The 19715-nt window shown below is 60.8% G+C and carries 15 protein-coding genes; 9 read left to right on the top strand and 6 right to left on the bottom strand.

The features are described 5' to 3' along the window. Positions 1-207: 207 nt before the first annotated feature. The 5 genes from gcvPB to N688_RS00365 form a co-directional block, all read right to left on the bottom strand. On the bottom strand, positions 208-1719 hold the full coding sequence (gene gcvPB / locus N688_RS00390) for an aminomethyl-transferring glycine dehydrogenase subunit GcvPB (RefSeq protein WP_052887436.1): 1512 nt from the start codon (positions 1717-1719) through the stop codon (positions 208-210). Then, positions 1716-3071, bottom strand: a complete 1356-nt coding sequence (gene gcvPA / locus N688_RS00385; protein WP_052887435.1) for an aminomethyl-transferring glycine dehydrogenase subunit GcvPA — start codon at positions 3069-3071, stop codon at positions 1716-1718. The genes gcvPB and gcvPA overlap by 4 nt, the downstream gene beginning before the upstream one ends. Before the next feature lie 336 nt (positions 3072-3407). After that, positions 3408-3794, bottom strand: coding sequence for a glycine cleavage system protein GcvH (gcvH, locus tag N688_RS00375; protein ID WP_156025645.1), 387 nt, complete (start codon positions 3792-3794; stop codon positions 3408-3410). Positions 3795-3921: 127 nt separating this feature from the next. Then, complete coding sequence (gcvT, locus tag N688_RS00370) at positions 3922-5079, bottom strand: glycine cleavage system aminomethyltransferase GcvT (protein WP_052887432.1); 1158 nt, start codon at positions 5077-5079, stop codon at positions 3922-3924. A gap of 182 nt (positions 5080-5261) precedes the next feature. Beyond that, positions 5262-6305, bottom strand: coding sequence for an ATP-binding cassette domain-containing protein (locus N688_RS00365; protein WP_052887431.1), 1044 nt, complete (start codon positions 6303-6305; stop codon positions 5262-5264). A 333-nt stretch (positions 6306-6638) separates the two neighbouring features. Between N688_RS00365 and N688_RS00360 the strand changes: the two genes are divergently transcribed. The 6 genes from N688_RS00360 (at position 6639) to N688_RS00335 (ending at position 13382) form a co-directional block, all read left to right on the top strand. Next, complete coding sequence (locus N688_RS00360; RefSeq protein WP_202901804.1) at positions 6639-7565, top strand: ABC transporter ATP-binding protein; 927 nt, start codon at positions 6639-6641, stop codon at positions 7563-7565. A 72-nt stretch (positions 7566-7637) separates the two neighbouring features. Beyond that, positions 7638-8756 carry an ABC transporter permease gene (locus N688_RS00355; RefSeq protein WP_052887430.1) on the top strand — a complete coding sequence of 373 codons (1119 nt, stop codon included), beginning with the start codon at positions 7638-7640 and terminating at the stop codon, positions 8754-8756. 266 nt (positions 8757-9022) lie between these two features. After that, positions 9023-9229, top strand: a complete 207-nt coding sequence (locus N688_RS00350) for a hypothetical protein (RefSeq protein WP_052887429.1) — start codon at positions 9023-9025, stop codon at positions 9227-9229. A gap of 137 nt (positions 9230-9366) precedes the next feature. Beyond that, positions 9367-11727 (top strand): sensor histidine kinase, encoded by a 2361-nt coding sequence (locus N688_RS00345; RefSeq protein WP_052887428.1) that lies wholly within the window; start codon positions 9367-9369, stop codon positions 11725-11727. Then, on the top strand, positions 11711-12088 hold the full coding sequence (locus tag N688_RS00340) for a response regulator (RefSeq protein WP_052887427.1): 378 nt from the start codon (positions 11711-11713) through the stop codon (positions 12086-12088). Before N688_RS00345 ends, N688_RS00340 begins: the two co-directional genes overlap by 17 nt. Positions 12089-12197: 109 nt before the next feature. After that, positions 12198-13382: a tetratricopeptide repeat protein gene (locus tag N688_RS00335; protein WP_052887426.1), complete on the top strand. Its 1185-nt coding sequence runs from the start codon at positions 12198-12200 to the stop codon at positions 13380-13382. A gap of 23 nt (positions 13383-13405) precedes the next feature. On the opposite strand, the gene queA is transcribed toward N688_RS00335, so the two are convergent. Then, on the bottom strand, positions 13406-14578 hold the full coding sequence (queA, locus tag N688_RS00330; RefSeq protein WP_081838350.1) for a tRNA preQ1(34) S-adenosylmethionine ribosyltransferase-isomerase QueA: 1173 nt from the start codon (positions 14576-14578) through the stop codon (positions 13406-13408). 528 nt (positions 14579-15106) lie between these two features. Here queA and N688_RS00325 point away from each other — a divergent pair. The 3 genes from N688_RS00325 to N688_RS00315 all read left to right on the top strand — a co-directional run bounded on the left by N688_RS00325 (position 15107) and on the right by N688_RS00315 (position 19158). Next, on the top strand, positions 15107-16777 hold the full coding sequence (locus N688_RS00325; protein WP_081838349.1) for an MFS transporter: 1671 nt from the start codon (positions 15107-15109) through the stop codon (positions 16775-16777). Positions 16778-16968: 191 nt separating this feature from the next. Beyond that, positions 16969-17877 (top strand): sulfite exporter TauE/SafE family protein, encoded by a 909-nt coding sequence (locus N688_RS00320; protein ID WP_052887425.1) that lies wholly within the window; start codon positions 16969-16971, stop codon positions 17875-17877. Between the two features lie 144 nt (positions 17878-18021). Then, positions 18022-19158 carry a DUF2330 domain-containing protein gene (locus tag N688_RS00315; RefSeq protein ID WP_052887424.1) on the top strand — a complete coding sequence of 379 codons (1137 nt, stop codon included), beginning with the start codon at positions 18022-18024 and terminating at the stop codon, positions 19156-19158. The last annotated feature ends 557 nt before the right edge of the window (positions 19159-19715 follow it).

The following is a 19715-nucleotide window of genomic DNA, read 5'->3' as shown; positions in this document are numbered from 1 at the left end:
GGGCAATGGGTAACTAGGCTTTCCTTTTATTGTACCACGCATAGATCTGCCTCCACGCTCCAACTTCCCCCCATCTACGCGCTCTCGCCAAGCTCCCAGACAAACAGGAAAGTCGCGCAGACAGAAGATGGCCAGTCAGACTGATGAGAAAGGCCACCATCCTTCCTGCCCGCGCGACCGCGTGTTCCCAACCCAAGGGCGAAAGCTTTACAGCAGCTGCCCGAGTCCGTGTGTCGCTTCCTGCCCCGGCTTCCAGCGCAGGTTGGGACGGCGCGCCGCCAGCGCCTGATCCAGCCGCCCAACCGGCGTGGTATGCGGCGCCGTCTTGACAATCTCAGGATTGCTGCGCGCCTCCTGAGCTATCTGGCGCATAACCTTGATAAAGTAGTCGAGCGTCTCGCGCGTCTCGGTCTCGGTCGGCTCAATCATCATCGCCTCGTGGACAATGAGCGGGAAGTAGACGGTCGGGGCATACATACCAAAGTCGAGTAGACGTTTGGCAATGTCGTTGGCCGTAACACCACTCTCTTGCTTCTGGCGCTGAGCCGTGGCGACAAACTCGTGCTGGCAGAGTCGCACCTGGGGGAAGGCGATCTCATAGTCCGACGCCAGTTCGTGACGCAGGTAGTTGGCGTTGAGAATGGCGCTCTGGGCCACGCGCAGCAGGCCCTCTGGCCCATAGGTGCGGATATAGGTGTAGGCTCGCACGAGGACCCCGAAATTGCCAGTGTTGGCGCGCACCTTGCCGATCGAGAGCGGCCCCGGATCGGCCCAGTAGTAGTTTCCCTGCTCGTCTTTGGCTGGCAGCGGACCAGGCAAGAAGGGAACAAGGTGCTCTTTGACGCCGATGGGACCGGCGCCCGGACCACCGCCACCATGCGGCGTGCTGCAGGTCTTGTGTAAATTGAAATGCACGACATCGAAGCCCATATCGCCCGGGCGCGTGATGCCCAGCACGGCATTGGCGTTGGCCCCATCGTAGTAGAGCTGCCCCCCGGCCTCATGGACCAGGCGCGCGATCTCGACAGCGTTCTGGTCAAAGATACCCAGGGTATTGGGATTTGTCAGCATGATGGCCGCCACCTGCCCCCCCTGGCTATCGAGCAGCGAGCGCAGACGATCCATATCGAGGCCGCCAGTGGCAGGGTCGGTCTTGATCTCGACAGCGCGGTAGCCAGCCAGGGTGGCACTGGCCGGATTGGTCCCGTGGGCGTTGTCGGGAATGAGCACCAGGTTGCGATGGCCCTCGCCACGCTGCTCGTGATAGGCTTTGATGAGCATCAGACCAGTCAGCTCGCCGTGCGCACCCGCCGAGGGCTGCAGGGTCACGCGGGCCATACCAGCAATCTCGGCCAGATACTGCTCCAGCTCGTACTCTAGCTGGATTGCTCCCTGCACAGTGCTTTCAGGTTGCAACGGATGGAGCAAGGCAAAGCCTGGTAGAGCGGCCATGTCCTCGTGCAACTTGGGATTGTACTTCATCGTGCAGGAGCCAAGCGGATAAAAGCCGGTGTCGACGCCAAAGTTACGCTGCGACAGATGGGTATAGTGGCGCACGATCTCGATCTCGCTGACCTCGGGCAGTGGGGCCGGTTCCTGACGCAGCAGATGCGGCGGTACCAGACCCTCCACCGGCTCCGCGGGCACGTCGAGCGCCGGTAAGGTCGCGGCACGTCGTCCAGGGGCGCCTTTCTCAAAAATCAGCGGTTCCACACTCATGCCGCCACCTCCTTGAGAGCCGCCACCAGGCGGTCGATATCGTCGCGAGTGCGCATCTCAGTCACACAGAAGAGCATATGATTGGCCAGATCGGGGTAGTCGCGGCCCAGGTCATAGCCGCCGATGATATCGTACTGCAAGAGATGCTCCTGTAAGCGATTGGCCGAGATCGGGAGACGGATCACGAATTCATCAAAGAAGGGAGCGCTGAAGGCAGGCTCGAAGCCGGGCAGGGCGCCAATCTGGCGCTGGGCATAGTGAGCCTTGTGCAGGCAGAGAGCCGCCAGCTCGCGCAGGCCCTCTTTGCCCAGAGCTGCCATGTAGATGGTGGCCCCGACGGCCAGCAGCGACTGATTGGTACAGATATTGGAGGTTGCGCGCTCACGACGAATATGCTGCTCGCGCGCCTGCAGCGTCAGCACATAGCCGGTCTGCCTGGCACTGCCCTCCTCAACGGTCTGCCCGACCAGACGCCCAGGCATCAGGCGCAGAAAGCGCTCGCGCGCAGCCAGGAAGCCAAGGGCCGGCCCGCCGAAACTCAGCGGATTGCCGAAACTCATCAGCTCGCCGACCGCGATATCAGCCTGGTACTCCGCCGGTGAGGCCAGCAGACCAAAGGAGGCGGGTTCACTGGTGACACTGATAAAGACGGTGCGGCTATGACGATGGACCAGCGGTTCGATAGCTTTGACATCCTCGATACAGCCAAAGAAATTCGGTTGCTGGATGGCAACAGCCACGGTCTGCGGCCCGATGGCGGCCTCCAAAGCAGTCAGCGAGGTGACGCCGTTCTCTGTTGCCACCTCGCGTACGCTGAAGCCGCGCGCGTGCGCGTAGGTACGCAGGACGCGCCGATATTGGGGATCGATAGCGGCAGAGATAACAACCTCGCCCTGGCCTCCAGGACCGAGAGCCATGAAAACAGCCTCGACAAGGGCGGTGGCGCCATCGTAGAGAGAGGCGTTGGCGATGTCGAGACCAGTGAGCTGGCAGACCATCGTTTGAAATTCGTAGATGGCCTGCAGCATGCCCTGGCTGACTTCCGGCTGATAGGGCGTGTAGGAGGTAACGAACTCGGAGCGACGCTGTAGATGCGGTACAACGCTGGGAATGGCGCGCTCGTAGCTGCCGGCACCCAGAAAGGAGATGACTCGATCAAGGCTCTTGTTCCTGGCAGCCATGCCCATCATGAGCCGCTTCAGATCCGGCTCGGCCAGCGCGGGCGGCAGATTGAGGGGACGACGCAGGCGCACCTCCTCGGGCACCGGCTCTAATAAGTCTTCCATCGATCGCAAACCCAGGCGCTCAAGCATGGCCTGTTGCTCCTGGGGCGTGTTCGGTATGTATCCCATCGTAGCTTCCTCTCCCGAACGGCGAACTGGGAATCAGGGTCGGTCAGACTCAACGCTCACTGGCCCACCGCTGAAGCCGCCTGCCAGCGGCTGCTCCAGAGCAAGCACAGGACATCCAGACATCTGACCAGTTGTGGCAAAGGTGGCCCGCCAGCGCGGGCGGCGCTACAGCTGCGCACCCCTCTGCGCCTCTCCCAGTGGCTGATCTGGCTAACAGGGTTGCTGAGTGAAACAAGCAGGCGAGTGAGAAGCAGCAGGGTAGCGGCATAGGCAGAGCGGGCCACAGCAAGTGAGCAAGCAAGCTTCGGCCAGTCAGTCAATTCAGCGGGCAGGCAGTCAGCGCCCTTCAAGATAGGCAATGTACTCTTCAGCGGTCATAAGATCGTCTAGTTCTGCAGGGTTAGTCAGCTTGACCACCAACATCCAGCCATCCCCGTAAGGCTGCTCATTGACCAGCTCAGGGTGATCCTTGAGCTGCTCATTCAGCTGCAGGACCTCGCCGCTGACTGGCACCACCAGTTCCGAGGTGGCTTTCACCGATTCGATGTCGCCGAACTTCTGATCGCGGCTGAGCTGTTGCCCGGGCGTCAGAGGGATCTCGACATAGACGACATCCCCGAGCTGGTCCTGGGCGTAGTCCGTGATGCCGATGGTTGCCTGGTCGCCCTGGATGCGGACCCACTCATCGGTTTTGCTATACTTGAGGTCAGCCGGATGGTTCAGGCTCGCCATATCCTCTGTCTCCTTCTGCTCTGATCAGCGTTGTGCTTCTGGTCAGCTTGCAGCGCAGGCCAGGACTTCTGCGTGCCCCGTCTATCTCTGCGCTGGTATTGCCTGCGCGTCCAGCTCTTTACTTGCGGCGCTTGTAAAAAGGCAGAGTCAGGAGGCGCGCGGCCAGGCGCCGATCGCCAATCTCGACCTGCACGAGGTGCTCGGGGATCGCGCGAGCTGCCTCGACATAGCCCATGCCGATGCTCTTGTTGAGCGTTGGGCTGGGGGCACCGCTGGTGACCACGCCGATGGCGCGCTGGTCTGCCCCGCTGCTCCCGCTTTCGCCGCCAGCGTCGCTGTCATAGATAGTATATCCGCCACGGGGCACCCGCCGCTCTAGCATCTCCAGGCCCATGAGCTTGCGCGCTGGCCCTTGCTCGCGGACCCGCAGCAGGGCCTCACGGCCAATGAAGTCACCTTTTTCAAATTTTACCGTCCAGGCCAGGCCGGCTTCCAGAGGATTGGTCTGCTCTGTCAGCTCGTGGCCATAGAGGCAATAGCCAGCCTCCAGACGAAGCGTATCACGCGCGCCCAGTCCTGCGGGGACCAGGCCGCGCTCTTTCCCTGCCGCGAGCAGGCGCTCCCAGAGCAGCGGGGCCTGAGCCGCCTCACAGTAGAGTTCAAAGCCATCTTCGCCTGTGTAGCCCGTGCGCGAAATCAGGCAGGCTAGTCCCGCTACATTGCCTGGCAGGCAGCGATAGTAACGAATCGTCGCCAGGTCCACGGCAGCCAGGGGCTGAAGCATAGCCTGGGCCTCCGGTCCTTGCAGGGCCAGCAGGGCGGTTTCTTGCGAGCGATCGGTGATCTGGAGAGCGCTGAAGCGCCGGGCCTGCTCCTGAAACCAGGCCAGGTCTTTGGCAATGTTAGCCGCATTGACCACGACCATGTAGCGCTCAGCCTCCAGACGATAGATGAGCAGATCGTCAATGACGCCCCCAGTGGGCAGACAGAGCGTCGTATAGAGCGCCTGGTTGATGGCCAGTCGCCCGACATCATTGGGGACCAAATATTGGAGAAATGGCAGCGCCTCCGGACCTTCGATCTGGAATTCACCCATGTGGCTGACGTCGAAGAGGCCTGCTCGCGTGCGCACGGCCCGGTGTTCTTCGAGGATGCTGCTGTATTGCAGCGGCATCTCCCAGCCTCCAAATTCGACCATGCGCGCTCCAAGGGCCTGATGCTGCCCATAGAGCGGTGTGCGCTTGAGAGGAGCTGCTGCGGCATGCTCTGCTGTCATCGTTGACTCCTTGGCAAGGTTCGAGGCTTGGCTTGGTGGGCCTACCCGCTTGACGCTTCCACTATAACAGATTTTGCCGACAGCGTCGAATCGCCTCGCCTCCTTCTCTCGACACAGCCAGCCCCAGCCAGGTCCAGCCCCATGCACTCGAGCCCAGGAATTGCCCGCCTCGCCGGACCCCTTCAGTAGTCGAGCAGATTCTGTAGCTCTTTTTCTGACTGCTTGCTCAAAGGAATCATTGTTTCCTGGGGATCGTCGAGCTGCAGAGTGTAGCTGTTGCGCGTGAACTGGATAACGGCCTTGATATGCTGCAGATTAACCAGGTAGGCGCGATGGGCCTTGAAGAAGCCCCGCCCACTCAGGCGCTGCTCCAGCTCGTGCAGAGTCAGATTGGTAGTTGCTTCTTCGCCGGCGACGGTGCGCAGAATAGTTCGGCCATCGCGGCTGGTCGCATAGAGGACCTCCGCGGGATCGTAGAGCATGATGCGATCTTCGCGGCGCGCTGTCACCTTATAGGGCACATAGCGCGTGGGCGCCACAGCCGTTCCCTCTTCACCTTCCTTGCTGCCACCTTCAGCCGAACGAGCAGCATAGCTATAGTCGCCGCTGACGCGCCCGGCGTCCAGCTCGATCACGCGCGTGCAGAACTTGCCTGCCCAGGCGAGATCTTTGGCGCTGAGCAGCACGGCACTGCCTTGGGAGGCCAGATCCTGAATCAGTTGAGCAAAGAGCTGGGCCGTATCCCAATCGACGCGCTCGACCGGCTCGTCGAGCAGCGCCAGGGCAGGCTGTCGCAGTTGCAGCTGAGCGAAGGAGAGACGACGTTTGGCCGAGAGCGAGAGCCGGCTGATCGGCTGCCGGGCCTGGTCGCTTAATCCGACCGTCGCCAGCACCTCATCGATCCGCCGGCCAGGAAGGCCATGCAGCGTGCAGAAGAAGGCCAGAAACTGCCGCGGGTTCAAGCGCTCATAGAGCAGGTCCTCAGCAAAGAGCAAGGCGACGCGGGCCCTTGCCCGCCGATCACCTGAGAGATCCTGTCCATCCAGGGTGACACTCCCCCCACTGGGCTTGAGCTGACCGGCCAGCATGTGCAACAAGAGAGTTTTGCCGCAGCCCGAAGGACCAACCAGGGCCACAATTTCTCTCTCGTGTATCTGCAATTGAGGGATCGAAAGCACAGTTCTTCCCTCAAATGTCTTCTCTAGCCGGCATATCTCTAACTGCATGACACTCCTTGTTCTTGCACAGTGGCCATTGGGCCTGGATCGAGCGCTAGCGCATTTCCGCAGATCATTATACAGGATAGCCAGTCTGGACAGAAAGAGGAGATCCACCTCGCCTGGCGGTCAGGGACCGTCAGGAAGAGCTGCGCCATTCATCCCCGTATCTGCTCCATTCAGCCCCAACCCGCGACCACTCAGCTCCTCAACAGCGCCTCTTACCCTGTCTACCGCGCCAGCCAGCCGTTTTTTATAGCGCCGGGCAGCCGCAGATGGTACAGTCAGCACAGAGCCACCGCCAGGGGAAAGCGACCTGGCCAGGCAGTCAGCAATTCAGCTATGAACATGGAAGCTCAAGAACAGAAAGGGGAGATCGTCATGGAGCACCAGTCAGAGTCGGAACTGATGATCGAAGCCCATCAGCTCCGACGCACCTTCGGCCAACGCCAGGCCGTTGCCGACCTGAGCTTGAGCGTCAGGCGCGGCGAAATCTTCGGTCTGCTCGGCCCCAATGGAGCCGGCAAGACCACCACCATCCGTCTTCTCACAGGTCAGATCATCCCAGACAGCGGCTGGGCGCGCGTGGCGGGCTGCGACGTAGCTCGGGAGCGCCAGCGACTCAAACAGCGCATCGGCGTTGTCTTTGAGGAGCAGAACCTCTACGAGCGGCTTTCCGCGCGCGCCAACCTGCGCTTCTCCTGCTGGCTCTACAATCTGCCAGAGAAGCGCATCGACGAAGTGCTCACCCTGGTAGATCTGCGCGACCGAGCGCGCGAGCCGGTGGGGAAGTTCTCTCAGGGTCTCAAGCAGCGCCTGCTCATCGCCCGTGCCCTGCTTCATCGGCCAGCCGTCCTCTTTCTGGACGAGCCAAGCCGTGGTCTCGACCCCATCTCGGCCCATACTATTCGCCAGATCGTCCAGCGCCTGAGCGAAGCTGGCACCACGATCCTGCTGACCACCCACCTGATGGAAGAGGCCGATCAACTCTGTCAGCGCGTGGCCTTCATTGTCAATGGGCGCCTGGTCGCCAACGACGCTCCGCGGCTTCTGAAGCTGCAGCACGGCAAACGCCTGCTGCAGGTCACGCTGGAAGAGCAGCAGGACCACAGCCAGGGCCTGCGCGACATTACACTGAAGCTAGACGATGCCGACGACCAGCAGCGGCTGACGCGCTGGCTCAGCGAGGGCCGGGTTCGCTCCCTCCACACGCAGGAAGCCAGCCTGGAAGAGGTCTTCTTCCACGTTGCCGGTGTGCCACTATCGTAAACCGTCGTCTCTTTTCAGCAGCGTAGCAAAAGCAGAAAAACGGAGATTCTTGCTTCAGGGAGAGTGATCACTATGCACCTGCGCAGCATTCTAGCCATTGCCCGCAAAGACCTCATCGATATCGTCCAGAACAAGGCGACGCTCGTCGGGCTGCTCCTGCCCATCTTCATGGCTGTGCTCTTCAGCTTCATCAACAGCATCATCGGCGGATCGCCGACACGCCTGCTCATCTACAACCCGGGCCAATCGCCGATCGAGCAGGTTGTCAGCGCCGCCTTCTCCACGCCCGCAATCACGCATGCGGCCAGCCCCAGCGACGTTGAGACAGCTTTCGGCCCCGACGGTGCCCACAAGCAGTCAGACTATGCCCTTGGCCTGATCGTGCCCCCCACCTTCGAGAGCGACCTGCGCGCGGGTCGCCATCCGCAGCTACAGCTCTTCATCAACGGGGACAGCATCGGCACCACCCAGCGCGCTCTGCTGGCCCAGGCCCTGACCGACTACGGGCGCCAGGTCGTCAATCCCGAGCCGCCGCTGGCGATAGTTACCAGCACCATTAACCCGCCACAACCGAACACCTTCGCTGAAAACAGTAAAGCCTTCTTCGTCATGTATGTGCTCGTCATGACCATCATGAATGCCACAGGCATCGTACCTGGTCTGATCATTGAGGAGAAAGAAAAGAAGACTCTGCGCATGCTGCTGGCCTCGCCGATCTCTTTCAGCGATATTATCGCCGGCAAGCTGTTGGTCAGCCTGACTTACCAGGCGTTGCTGCTGTTGCTGGTCTTCCTTATCATGCAGGGGTTCACAGGCAACCTGCTTTGGCTGCTGCTCTTCCTCCTCATGGGGGCCTGCCTGACCAACGCCATCGGTCTTCTGATCGGCTGTCTCTTTAACACCATCTCGGCCTCGGGAGCGGTTGGAGGCATCCTTGTCTTCTTCTTCATCGTGCCAGCGCTGTTCGTCGGTCCATTAGGGCAGTTTATTCAGAACCAGTCTTTCATGACGATCATCAAGGCCATTCCGGTCTACTACCTGGCTGAAGGCATCTACAACGCCTTGACCAGCCAGACGCCAGCCGCGACGATGTTGACCGATCTGGCAGTCATCGCCGGCACCACCCTGCTGCTCTTCGTGTTGGCCGCCTGGAGCCTGCGCCATCAGGCGGCAGTCGCGAGCAGCATCTAACAGCCCAGGGGAGCAGGCCGTGCGGGCCGCGGAGCGGCCCAGCACGGTACCGCTCGCTCTGCCGGTTCAGCGTACCCTGGCTTCTCCCCCCTACCACAGGCCCCAGCCTGATGACAACAGACACAGCTTGTGATATCCTGTCTCGCGACAGGAAGAGCGCGAGCACAGCAGACGCCATCTGCGGCGGCGAGCGCGTGGGCAGCTTTGTCAGACTGCGCCTCCCTGCCGCCTGCGCGCCACTGCAGTGGGAACAGGAGAATAGACCCATGCCGACAGCAATCTGGGGGGAGCTGGAGCCAGAACGCAACGAGGCTTATCCGCTAGCAACCCTGAAGCAGCTGGTTCACCAGATGATGGTGCATTTCGCGGCACAGGGGGCGTGTCTAGCGCTGTACGATGCTCTGCTAGGGCAGATGGTCATCAGGCTCCACGTGCGCCTGCGCAACGGCGGCGCAGGGGCCAGCCCAGCCTGAGCCTGAGCACAGGCCAGAGCGGCGCGGAGGGTGTTCATCGCGTCGGCAGGCGAACAACCATTAACCTGCAAGATCCTTCTTCCTCAGCAGTAGGGCGCCTGAAGCGAACGCCCGGGCCTCAAGAGGAGCTGGAAGACGTGCCGCCACTGCCAGGGAGTCTCTTCCCGGTCGGCGGTCGCTATACCCCAGGTCAGGACCTGATCGGCTATACCTGGCGCGAGAATCGGTCCTGTATAATGGAGCACGAAAGCTACGTCTATGCCTTTCATGGGCAGCACAAGACGTCCCTCAGCCTCGACGTCAGACCATACTGGTATTTTGCCGCCCCCATCCAGGAGCCGCTTCTAGCCCATGAAGAGAGTGGTCAGCGCTCGGGGCCTCAGCCACAGGTTCTGGGGGTGGTCGTTCTCTACAAGCTGGTGCCCTCGCCTGGTTTTGACCTCAAACAGCGTCAGGAGGTCCACACCTTCACCGAGCGGATGGCTCTCTATCTGGAAAACCATCGTCTGCGCCAGATCCAGCGTCGCACCAGCGAGCACCTGCAATCGCTGCAGCAGCTCAGCGCCATCTTTCCTTCGACCGTCAACCTCGCCTATCTGCTGGAACAGGTCTATCAGTTCACGCGGCGCATCGTCGACGTCTCGGCCATGCTCGTCACCCTCTACGACCGCGACACGCGCATGATCTATGATGTCTACGCCGTCTGTGATGGTCGGCCTGTCGAGGGTCTGCCGACCGAATCAGTCGAACCGCGCACCCGCCGGCAGTGGTGGCGTGTCACGCAGGAAGAGAAGCGCACCCTGCTGCTCAGCCCGGCCCATCTGCGTCAGCACGAATACGACGAGCTGCTGAAAGGCGTTTGGGGCGACCAGCGCCAGGCTGAGTCATTTCTCCTGCTGCCGATGAAAATGTTCAATCGTGTCATCGGCTCCGTCAGCCTGGCCAGCCAACGGCCCAACGCCTACCGGCACGAGGACATCCAGGTACTGGAGACGATGGTCCAGATCATCACCGTCGGGATCGAGAACGCCCGGCTCTACGAGCGCTCGCGACGCCTGCTGCGCAAGGCCCGACAGCGCGAGGAATCGCTGGCTGCCATGAATAGCGCCCTGCAGTCCATCAGCCTCGTGCTCAACGTGCGCGAGATGCTCGACAACTTCGTGCGGGCCGTCGCTAATCTGGTGGAGGCGGAGATCGGCGTCTTCTTCCAGCTGTCGCCTGACGGGCAGGAGTTAATCGCTCAGGCCATCTACGCCCGCAGCAACAAAGGCGCCAGCAACGAAGCGCTGTCCTTCATGCACGCCGATAGCGAGAAGGAGCGCGAGCTGATCGAGATGATTCGCTTGCCCTTCAAGGGGTCTCTTCTGGAGCGCATGGCCAGCGAAGGGGCCTTCTTCTATCTCGATGGCGCCCTGGCCGAGGAGCTGGCGCAAACAGCCAGTGAGGGAGGGGCGATCTTCCTGCGCGAGACCCAGATTCAGCGCATGATCATGATCCCGGTCCAGTACCAGACCGAGCTGATGGGGCTGCTCTCCCTTCACACGCCGCACCAGGACCGCGTCTTCCAGCCCGAAGAGATTGGCATGCTGCTGGCCCTCTGTAGTCAGGCCGCCAGCGCCATCCGCAATGCCCAGCTCTTCGAGCAGATTCAGGAGGCCAATGCCGAGCTGCAGCGCATGAATACCCTCAAGGATGAGTTTATCGTGACAGCCTCCCATGAGCTGCGCACGCCGCTGAGCGCCATCAGCGGCTACGCCTCTTTGCTCAAGCGCCAGAGCGCGCGCGCCACACCGCAGCAGATTCTGCGCTTTGCCAGCAAGATTGCGGCTTCCGCCCAGCAGCTGAGTGCCCTGGTAGCCAACATGACCGAAGCCGCCAATATGGACGCCCTGGGGCGCAAGCTGGAGCTCCATCCCAGTCCTGTCGAGCTGCGCACCGCTGTCGAGATGGCGGTGAGCATTCTGAACATCACTATCGAGCAGGAGATCCAGGTCAACGTGCCCAAGGGCACCTGGCTCTACTGCGATCCGCAACTGCTGCGCCAGGTGCTGACAAACCTGCTCGATAACGCCGCCAAATATTCGCCTCCGGATAGCCAGATCGAGATCCGCGTCCGTGAAATGACGCTGGGCGAGGTGCCGCTCCCCGAGGAGCAGGTCGATCATGAGGCCCTCATCGAGAAGGGGGCTGACCTGCCAGTGGCCGTGGTGAGCGTCTGCGATCAGGGCGAGGGCATCCTCCCAGAGGAGCAGCACAAGATCTTTGAGAAGTTCGTGCGGGCCTCGCGAACGTTGACGACGCCCGTGCGCGGCTCCGGCCTGGGCCTCTATATCTGTCGTCGCTTTATCGAGGCGATGGGCGGCAAACTCTGGCTGGAGCGCAGCGTGCCAGGCGAGGGCTCGATCTTCAGTTTCTATCTGCCACGTACCAGCCCACCGCCCGAAGCCCACGACCAGGAGGAGGGAGAAACGGCCAGCGACCATGACGAGTCGGCTTAACGTCCTGATCGTCGATGACGATCCGCTCATCCGTGAGATGATGATCGATATTCTCGAATTCGAGGGCTATCACCTGCGGACAGCCCGCAACGGCCAGGAGGCCCTGCAGGTGCTGCAGCAGGGCGAGGAGCACTACGTGGTCTTCCTGGACCTGATGATGCCCATCATGGATGGCAGCACGCTCTGCCGCCAACTGGCCGCTCAGCCGGAGCTGCGCCACCGCCACCGCATTATTCTGATGTCGGCCATGAACCACCTGGCCGCCGCTGCCTCCCTGCAGGCCGATGGCCTGATGCCAAAGCCCTTCTCGGTAGAGGATGTCTTGCAAGCACTGGCGCCTTTCCGCTCCCTCTCTCCATGAACGTTAAGCCTGCCTACCGCTGTCCGTCTCCCCTGTCCTCTGTTGTTCTGTTTCCTACAATAATATATGAAAGACAACAGAGAGCCAAAGTTGACCGGGAGCGGCCCGCATGAACCCATCCAGTGTGTTTACCGCTTTGAGCATCTTTACAACATTTACCAGCATTATCCCCATCTACCACTTTATTTATCGCTTTTTACATATTGCTCCTTGCCTCCAGGGGGAGGGGCCTGGCCTGCTGCTCTACTCCAGGAGGCGGGAAGGAGAGGAGGAAGGCGGTCAGGCGGAGGCCGCTGCGCTGGCGCGGCGGGGGAGCATGTATCTCCATCGTGGCCAACCTCAGCGAGCCATCGAGCTATACAGCCGGGCCCTGGCCATCGCTGGCGATGAGGCCATCCTCTATCTGCGTCGTGGCGAAGCCTGCTATCAGGCTGGCCAATACCAGCAGGCCCTGAGCGACTGTGAACAGGCCCTGCGTCTTCATCCCGTCCTGGCCGAGGCCCATTATCTGCGCGGGCGCATCTGCACCCGTCTGGCTGCCTACCAGCAGGCTCTGAGCAGCTACACGCGGGCCTTGGAACTCGACCCGGGTCTGGCCACTCATATCTACCCGGAGCGAGCGGCTCTCTATCAACGGCGCAAAGAATTCCACGCCGCCCTTCGCGACTACTGTCGCGCCCTGGAATACAGCCCGCACGAGGCCTCACTTGTCTTTCAGCGGGCCTTAATCTACCTACAACTACGGGAGCCGCGCCAGGCCATCGCCGACCTGAACAGCGTGCTACAAGCCCGTCCCAACTTTGCCTGTGCCTACCACTACCGCGCCCTGGCTTCCCTCTACTTACAAGATCTCGCCCGGGCACGCCAGGACTGCCAGCGAGCTACCGCCCTCAACCCGATGCACATCGATCATGGCTGGCTGGCCTGCTGGGTGACCCTTTGCGAAGAGCCTCCGCACGAGTACATTGCCGAGCGCCTGGAAGCCCTGGCTGGCACCGCACCCGAGCAGTATGTAGCCCTGCTCTGCCAGGCGGTTAGTGCCTGGATACGGGGAGAGCAGGCCAAGGCTCAGGCCGTCATCAGCCGGGTCCTGGCCGCCCCCAGTTCTGAAGAGCACTGGGGAGGGCCGTTCTGGCAGGCTGCCATCTGGGCCGCAGCGGGACGCGAGACCGAGGCCCACCAGGTCCTGCGCGAGGCCCTCATCCGTGGGCTCCCCCTGCCACTCCTCTCTCCGCTGCGCTGGGCTAACCCCAGCTTCTATCAGCATTACGCCTGTGCTCTGCTGGAAGCCTGAACCGGACCAGAGGGAGAGCGCGCCTAGAGCAGCAACATCGCGTCGCCGAAACTGTAGAAGCGATAGCGCTGGCGAATAGCTTCTTGATAGGCTTGCTCGATCAGGGCCTTCCCCGCAAAGGCACTGACCAGCAGGATCAGCGTCGAGCGCGGCAGGTGGAAATTGGTGATCAGGGCATCGACCACCTTGAAACGATAGCCCGGGGTAATATAGAGGTTGGTGTGGCCATGATAAGGGCGCACCTGACCGTTGAAGAGGCTGGCCACACTCTCCAGCACGCGCACCGAGGTCGTGCCCACCGCGACCACACGCCTACCGGCCCGCCGCGTCTCATTGACCAGCTCAGCCGTGGCCTCGTCGATGTCGATCTCCTCGCTATGCATCTTGTGGTCGCGCACATCCTCGACATCGACTGGACGGAACGTATCCAGACCAACGTGAAGGGTCACGAAGCCAATACGCACCCCCTGGGCGCGTAGACGATCGAGCAGCTCCGGCGTGAAGTGGAGTCCAGCTGTGGGGGCCGCCGCCGAGCCGGCGATCCGCGCGTAGACAGTCTGATAGCGCTCAGGATTGGCCAGCGGCTCACGAATGTAGGGCGGTAAGGGCATGCGCCCTATCTCCTCGATAACCTGGGCAACCGCCGGCGGCGTGGTCTGGGCCTGCTGGTGGACAGCCAGATACTCAGACGTCAGCGTAAAGCGAATGAAGCGCCCGCCCGCTTCGGTACGCCCGCGAATCTCGCCCTGGAGACGCGGCGGCAGGCCCGCTTGCCGATCCTCGCCAAAGAGGATGCGCGCCCCCTCCCGTAGTCGCCGCCCAGGACGGACCAAGGCTTCCCAGGTGTCCGTTCCCAGATCGGCCCGATGGGCCAGGAGCAGCACCTCGACCGCTCCACCGGTGCCCTCTCGCTTGCCTAGCAGTCTGGCGGGAATAACACGACTCTGGTTGGCAATCAGCAGGTCGCCCTCCCGCAGATACGCGCCGATATCGCGAAAGTGGCGATGCTCTAAGGTCCCTGTAGCGCGATGGACCACCAGCAAGCGCGAGGCATCGCGCGGCTCGATCGGCCGCTGAGCAATCAGTTCCGGCGGCAACTCGTAGTCGTAGTCACTGATTCGAAAGGAGAATTCCCCTCCCTGAGATTCTCCTACAGTTGGCTGTTGATCCTGGAATGCTGATGGATTGTCTTGCATCACCCATCAATCCTTTTTCTCTCTTTAAAACTCTTTAACAGAGGAGCAGGTAGCAATCTTGTGCGGTGCTAAACAGGACGGAACAAAGAGCACATCCCCCCATAGCTCCTAAAACCGTGACTTATGATAGCACGTCCGCCTCACCGAGGAAAGCCGAGCCATCAGTCGGGCCTGGACGAGCCGCCAGAATCAGCAGGCCACCGGGATAGAACAACCTGTCCAAAAGGACAGTTTTTATCGCTCCAACTTGGCGATATGTCGGTATGAGGAATGTCCCTTCTTTCAGAGTTGTTTTATCTAAAGAGAGTATGAAGAGAGTGTCTCGCTACCACAGCGCTCCATCGCTTATGGAACAGATCACGAGATCTCTTCTGTGGATGTGAGCGCCTTGCCACACACCCTCTTCTTTCAGGCTATCTACACTACCGCGATTACACGGGTTAGACAGCACTTCAGTGCTTCTATTCAAGATATATACATAGACTCCAATTTTTGTATCTATTGGGAGTGAGTGGAACAGGAAGGATAATGCAGCAACAAGATCCCCAACTGTCAGAACTGCGTTTATTCTCAGAGGAGAAGACGAGCCAGCCTTGCGAGCGGGTAGAGCGCAACGGCCATAGCCACGAGCAGGAGCGGCGGACAGGAGAGACTGTTGTCTTGCCGGTAGCAGAGCCGCGTCCCCTGGGTGCTGTCGTACAAGGCGAGCGGCAGGGGAGCCAGTCAGCAACGGTCATCGAGACCAACAAATGGCTTGTTTTTGTCATTCTGGCCATAGGTGTCTTCATGGCCACCCTTGATGGCTCAATCGTCAATATCAGCTTGCCTGCTATAGCGAGCTATTTTCATGTACCGCTCAATGGAGCCGTCGAGTGGGTCACCATTGCTTATCTTGTCACCACGGCCTCCATGCTGCTCACAGCAGGGCGTCTGGCCGATATGGTAGGGCAAAAGCCGGTCTGGTTGCTGGGGCTCATCATTTTCACCCTTGGCTCGGCCATTTGCGGTGCGGCGCCCACATTGCTCTTTCTCGTCATTGCTCGGGGCTTCCAGGGCATTGGTGGTGCCCTGATGATGGCCATCGCGCCGGCCATGTTGACCAGTGCCTTCCCTCCCTCGGAGCGGGGGCGAGCTTTGGGCCTCAACGCCATTAACGTTGCTCTTGGCGTCAGCGTTGGCCCCACCGTAGGTGGGCTGATCACCACCTCTCTTTCCTGGCGCTGGATCTTCTATGTGAACGTTCCGGTTGGCATCATTGGCCTCCTCGCCACCTGGTTCCTGCTGAAGGAGCGCCATGCCCAGCGTCAGGGGCGTTTCGATCCACTGGGAGCATTGACTCTGGGTCTGGGCCTGGCTGGCATTACCCTGGCTCTTTCCTTCGGCCAGGAGCTGGGATGGTTCTCGCCCTTGGTTATGGGCAGCTTGTTTGTTGGCCTGGCTGCCCTGATCGCGCTCTACTTCATAGAGCAGCGCGTGGCCTACCCGGTCATCGACTTCTCGCTGTTACGGCGACGGGTCTTCCTTTCGGCCAACATCAGCCTGATTCTCTGCTTCATGTCGCTCTTCGCGGTCAGCTTCCTGATGCCCTTCTATCTGGAGCAGCTGCACGGCTTTCCGACGGAGGTGGCTGGCCTCTTACTGACGCCGCTCCCCATCACGCTTGCCTGTGTGGCGCCACTCAGTGGCAGCCTGGCGGACCGCATTGGCTCGCGCTGGCTGGCGGCCACGGGGCTGGCAATTTCATGCCTGGGGCTGCTTTTGCTGGGCCAGCTCAACGCCCACAGCTCTATCTGGGATATCATTTGGCGCCTGGTGGTCACAGGTTTGGGCCAGGCCATCTTCCAATCGCCTAATAGCAGCGCGCTGATGGGCGATGCCCCACGTGAGCAGCAAGGCAGTGCTTCAGGCTTCCTGGCTACGGGCCGCACGATGGGCCAGAGCATCAGCGTCGCCCTGGCCGGCGCGGTCTTTACCAGCCTGGGTGGGGCCAACGCCGGCCTGCAGCTCGTCATGTTACGCACTCACGGTGTTCTTTCCGCAGCCAGGGCTGCCGCGCTTGAGCAGGCCTTCTCTCACGCCTTTCAGAGCGCCTTTCTGGTCTGCGCCGTGATCGCTGTCATCGGCGTAGGGACCTCGCTCGTGCGTGGCAAGGAGGAGCGACGCAGACACCAGGCCAGCCTGAGCGAGCTAAGCCACTAGGCTCCCGCCTGCCGTCGCCTCCACGATCCCGGTCAGGCAGAGGCTCCGACCGCTGGCACGCTGCCACTCCCGTGAGCTGGCGCTCATGAGAGTGGGGAGTGCGGGTGACTCGGAGCCCCTCCTTTTCCGGTCTTTCTTGCTGCTATGATTACAGGAGGATCATTCTCGCAAAGGAAAGTTGGAATACGTCTATGACCCTTGCACAGGCCATTCTGCTCTTTGTGGCCGCGGTGCTCGGCGGCATGTTGAATTCGGTTGCTGGTGGAGGCAGCTTTATCGGCTTTCCAGCACTGATCTTTACTGGTGTACCTTCCATCAATGCCAACGCTACTAACACAGTCGCGCTCTGGCCCGGTGTGGTAGCCAGTGCCGGTGCCTATCGGCGCGAGCTGGCCCAGCAGCAGCGGGCATTGATGTTAGTGCTGGGCGGCACCAGCCTCATCGGCGGCATTCTGGGCGCATTGCTCCTGCTGCACACACCTCCGCAGACCTTCACCTTGCTGATTCCGCCCTTACTCCTGATCGCCACGGTGCTCTTTGCCGTTAGCCCACGGCTGACAGCCCTCCTGCGCAAGCGGCGCGCAGTAGCGGCCTCCCCGGTGGCTAGCGCCACCGCGCCAGTGGCGACCGTCGGCCCGGCTGTGTCTCAGACGGCCACGCACCCCGACGAGGTCCCGACGACCGAGACCCTGGCCTTGAGCGTCGAGAAGCTCTCTCCGCTCAAGTTGGTCAGCGTCTCCTTTTTCCAGCTGCTGATCGCTACCTATGGAGGTTACTTCGGCGGCGGGATTGGCATCTTGATGCTGGCCACGCTGGGTATGATGGGCATGGAAAATATCCATGAGATGAATGGCCTCAAGACCCTGCTGGCAGGTCTGATCAACGGGGTTGCAGTGATTACTTTTGCGCTGGCCGGCGCGGTCCTTTGGCCCCAGGCCCTGCTGATGGTGGTGGGAGCTGTGATCGGTGGCTACGGTGGCGCCTACTACGCGCGTAAAATTGATCAGCGCTGGGTTCGCCTCTTTGTGACTCTGGTCGGCGTCACTATGACGCTCTACTTCTTTATCAATATCTATATCCTGGGGCACAGCGGAAAGTAACCGTCTCCGTGTCGCGGCTGCCCACAGATAAGCAAGCGGGCCGCCCAGAACAGAAGAGCGAGCGGTCCCGGAGAGAAGCGGAACTTTCAGAACGACGGCTTCGTCCTTCGGATGGAGGAATTCATCCGAGGAGGAGGTGCCCCCATGTCGATCATCTACCGCCTCTGGAAGGGGCCGCTTGCGTTGTTGTTGTTGCTTCTCCTTACCTTGTTACAGACCGCACCAGTGCTGGCCTGCGGGGGACTGGTGGCCCCCAACGGCAGTGTGCGCCTCCAGCGCGCCACCACTCTGGTCGCCTGGCATGCAGGCATCGAGTATTACCTGACAAGTTTTACTTACCAGGGAGATGCCAGCCATCTCGGTTGGATCGTGCCGCTGCCGACCGCTCCGTTGCGTATTCAGGAGGGGGGCGCCTGGACGCTGCAGCGTCTAAATCAGGAAGTTCAGCGGCGCCAGCGTTCCAGTACTGGGCAGCCAGAGCATTTCGTCTCAGCCAGCGCTGAGGTAGTGCAGCGTGTGCAGATTGCAGCCCTCAATATCACGGTGGTCAAGGGCAGTGGGGCCGCCGTGCTCGACTGGGCCACCCAGCATGGCTTCTTACTCGACGAGGAAACGCGGGCCCATCTGCTGGTCTATGGTCACGCCAGTCCCTTTTTCATGGCTGTGCAGTTTGACTCGGCCCAGGCTCATCAGCGTGGCCTGCAGCAGGGAGACGGCACGCCGCTGTTGATTACGATGCGCTTACCCCAGCTCTGGGTACCGCTGGAGGTGCTGGCGATCGGCACCGATACCGTGAATGCCGATCTGTTCTTGCTGACCGATCAGCCTCTCTATACCAGCGACTGGGCCTATCATTTGGGACTTTCACCGGTGGGCAGCCAGGTACCCGGCGCCCCGGGTCTAGAGATCAAACTCCAGGAGCCGCTGAGCACGACCCTCTATCACGATCTGGTGAGGGATCGCAATATGGGCTGGGTCTGGCCAGGTGGCTGGCTTACTTATCTCAGCCTGGCAGCGCCAGCGCCACAGGTGACCTACGATTTGCAGGTCACTCCACAGCCCGGACTGATGCACGGCGTGGCCTTCGGGACCCCTCCCCAGCAAGCGCCACAGCCAGACGGTTTCTCCCTACCCGGATGGGTGCCCGCTCTGCCCACGGGTAGTTTGCCCATTGTGCTAGAGGTGGTTGCTCTCTTGCTGCTCATCTCCGGCCTGCTCCTGTGGCACTACCGGAGCCTCGGCGACAGCCAGACGAAAAAGGCTTTCTGGCTTCGCAAGTGACTCTTCCCTTCAGAGACGAGACAGGTACAACCGTGTCCTCAGTCAGGAGCGGGCCAGGTAAGAGCTGACTGCGCTCGCTCCACTTCTTTAGATGAAGAGCAGCACCATACCAAGGCGCGATCGCCAGCAACCGCTGTCTCTTCTCCTCGAGCACCCCCTCTTCGCCTCTGCTGAGCTGCCTCCTGGTCTTCTTCCGCTTTTCTCCGCCTGACCTGCCCTCTCATCCCTCCCTATTGCCCTCTTGCGGTTCTCTCTGGCCTTCTCACCCAGGAACTACATTTTTTATCGATGTAAAAATCGATATTACCGTCTGCTTGATAGCAGGCAGGCAGTAATATTTAGTGGTTATTACAATTTTAATAGCAAGGTTTCCCTGGTTCTGCTGTACACAAGAAATCTGATTGAAGCTAGGAAATATGTCTAAAATTTCCAGCCAGAGCCTTGAAAAATAGGCCCATAGAAACGTAGTACAATAAAGAAGCACTTGCAATCGTCTCACGTCCAGACCATCCAGCGAGGGCCTATGCTGGCAGGCCGGGAACGGGCGAGGACTCAGT

It is taken from the genome of Thermogemmatispora carboxidivorans (assembly GCF_000702505.1).
GTDB lineage: Bacteria > Chloroflexota > Ktedonobacteria > Ktedonobacterales > Ktedonobacteraceae > Thermogemmatispora > Thermogemmatispora carboxidivorans.
The sequence above is the reverse complement of the archived record's forward strand: the minus strand, read 5'-3'. Positions and strand labels throughout refer to the sequence as shown.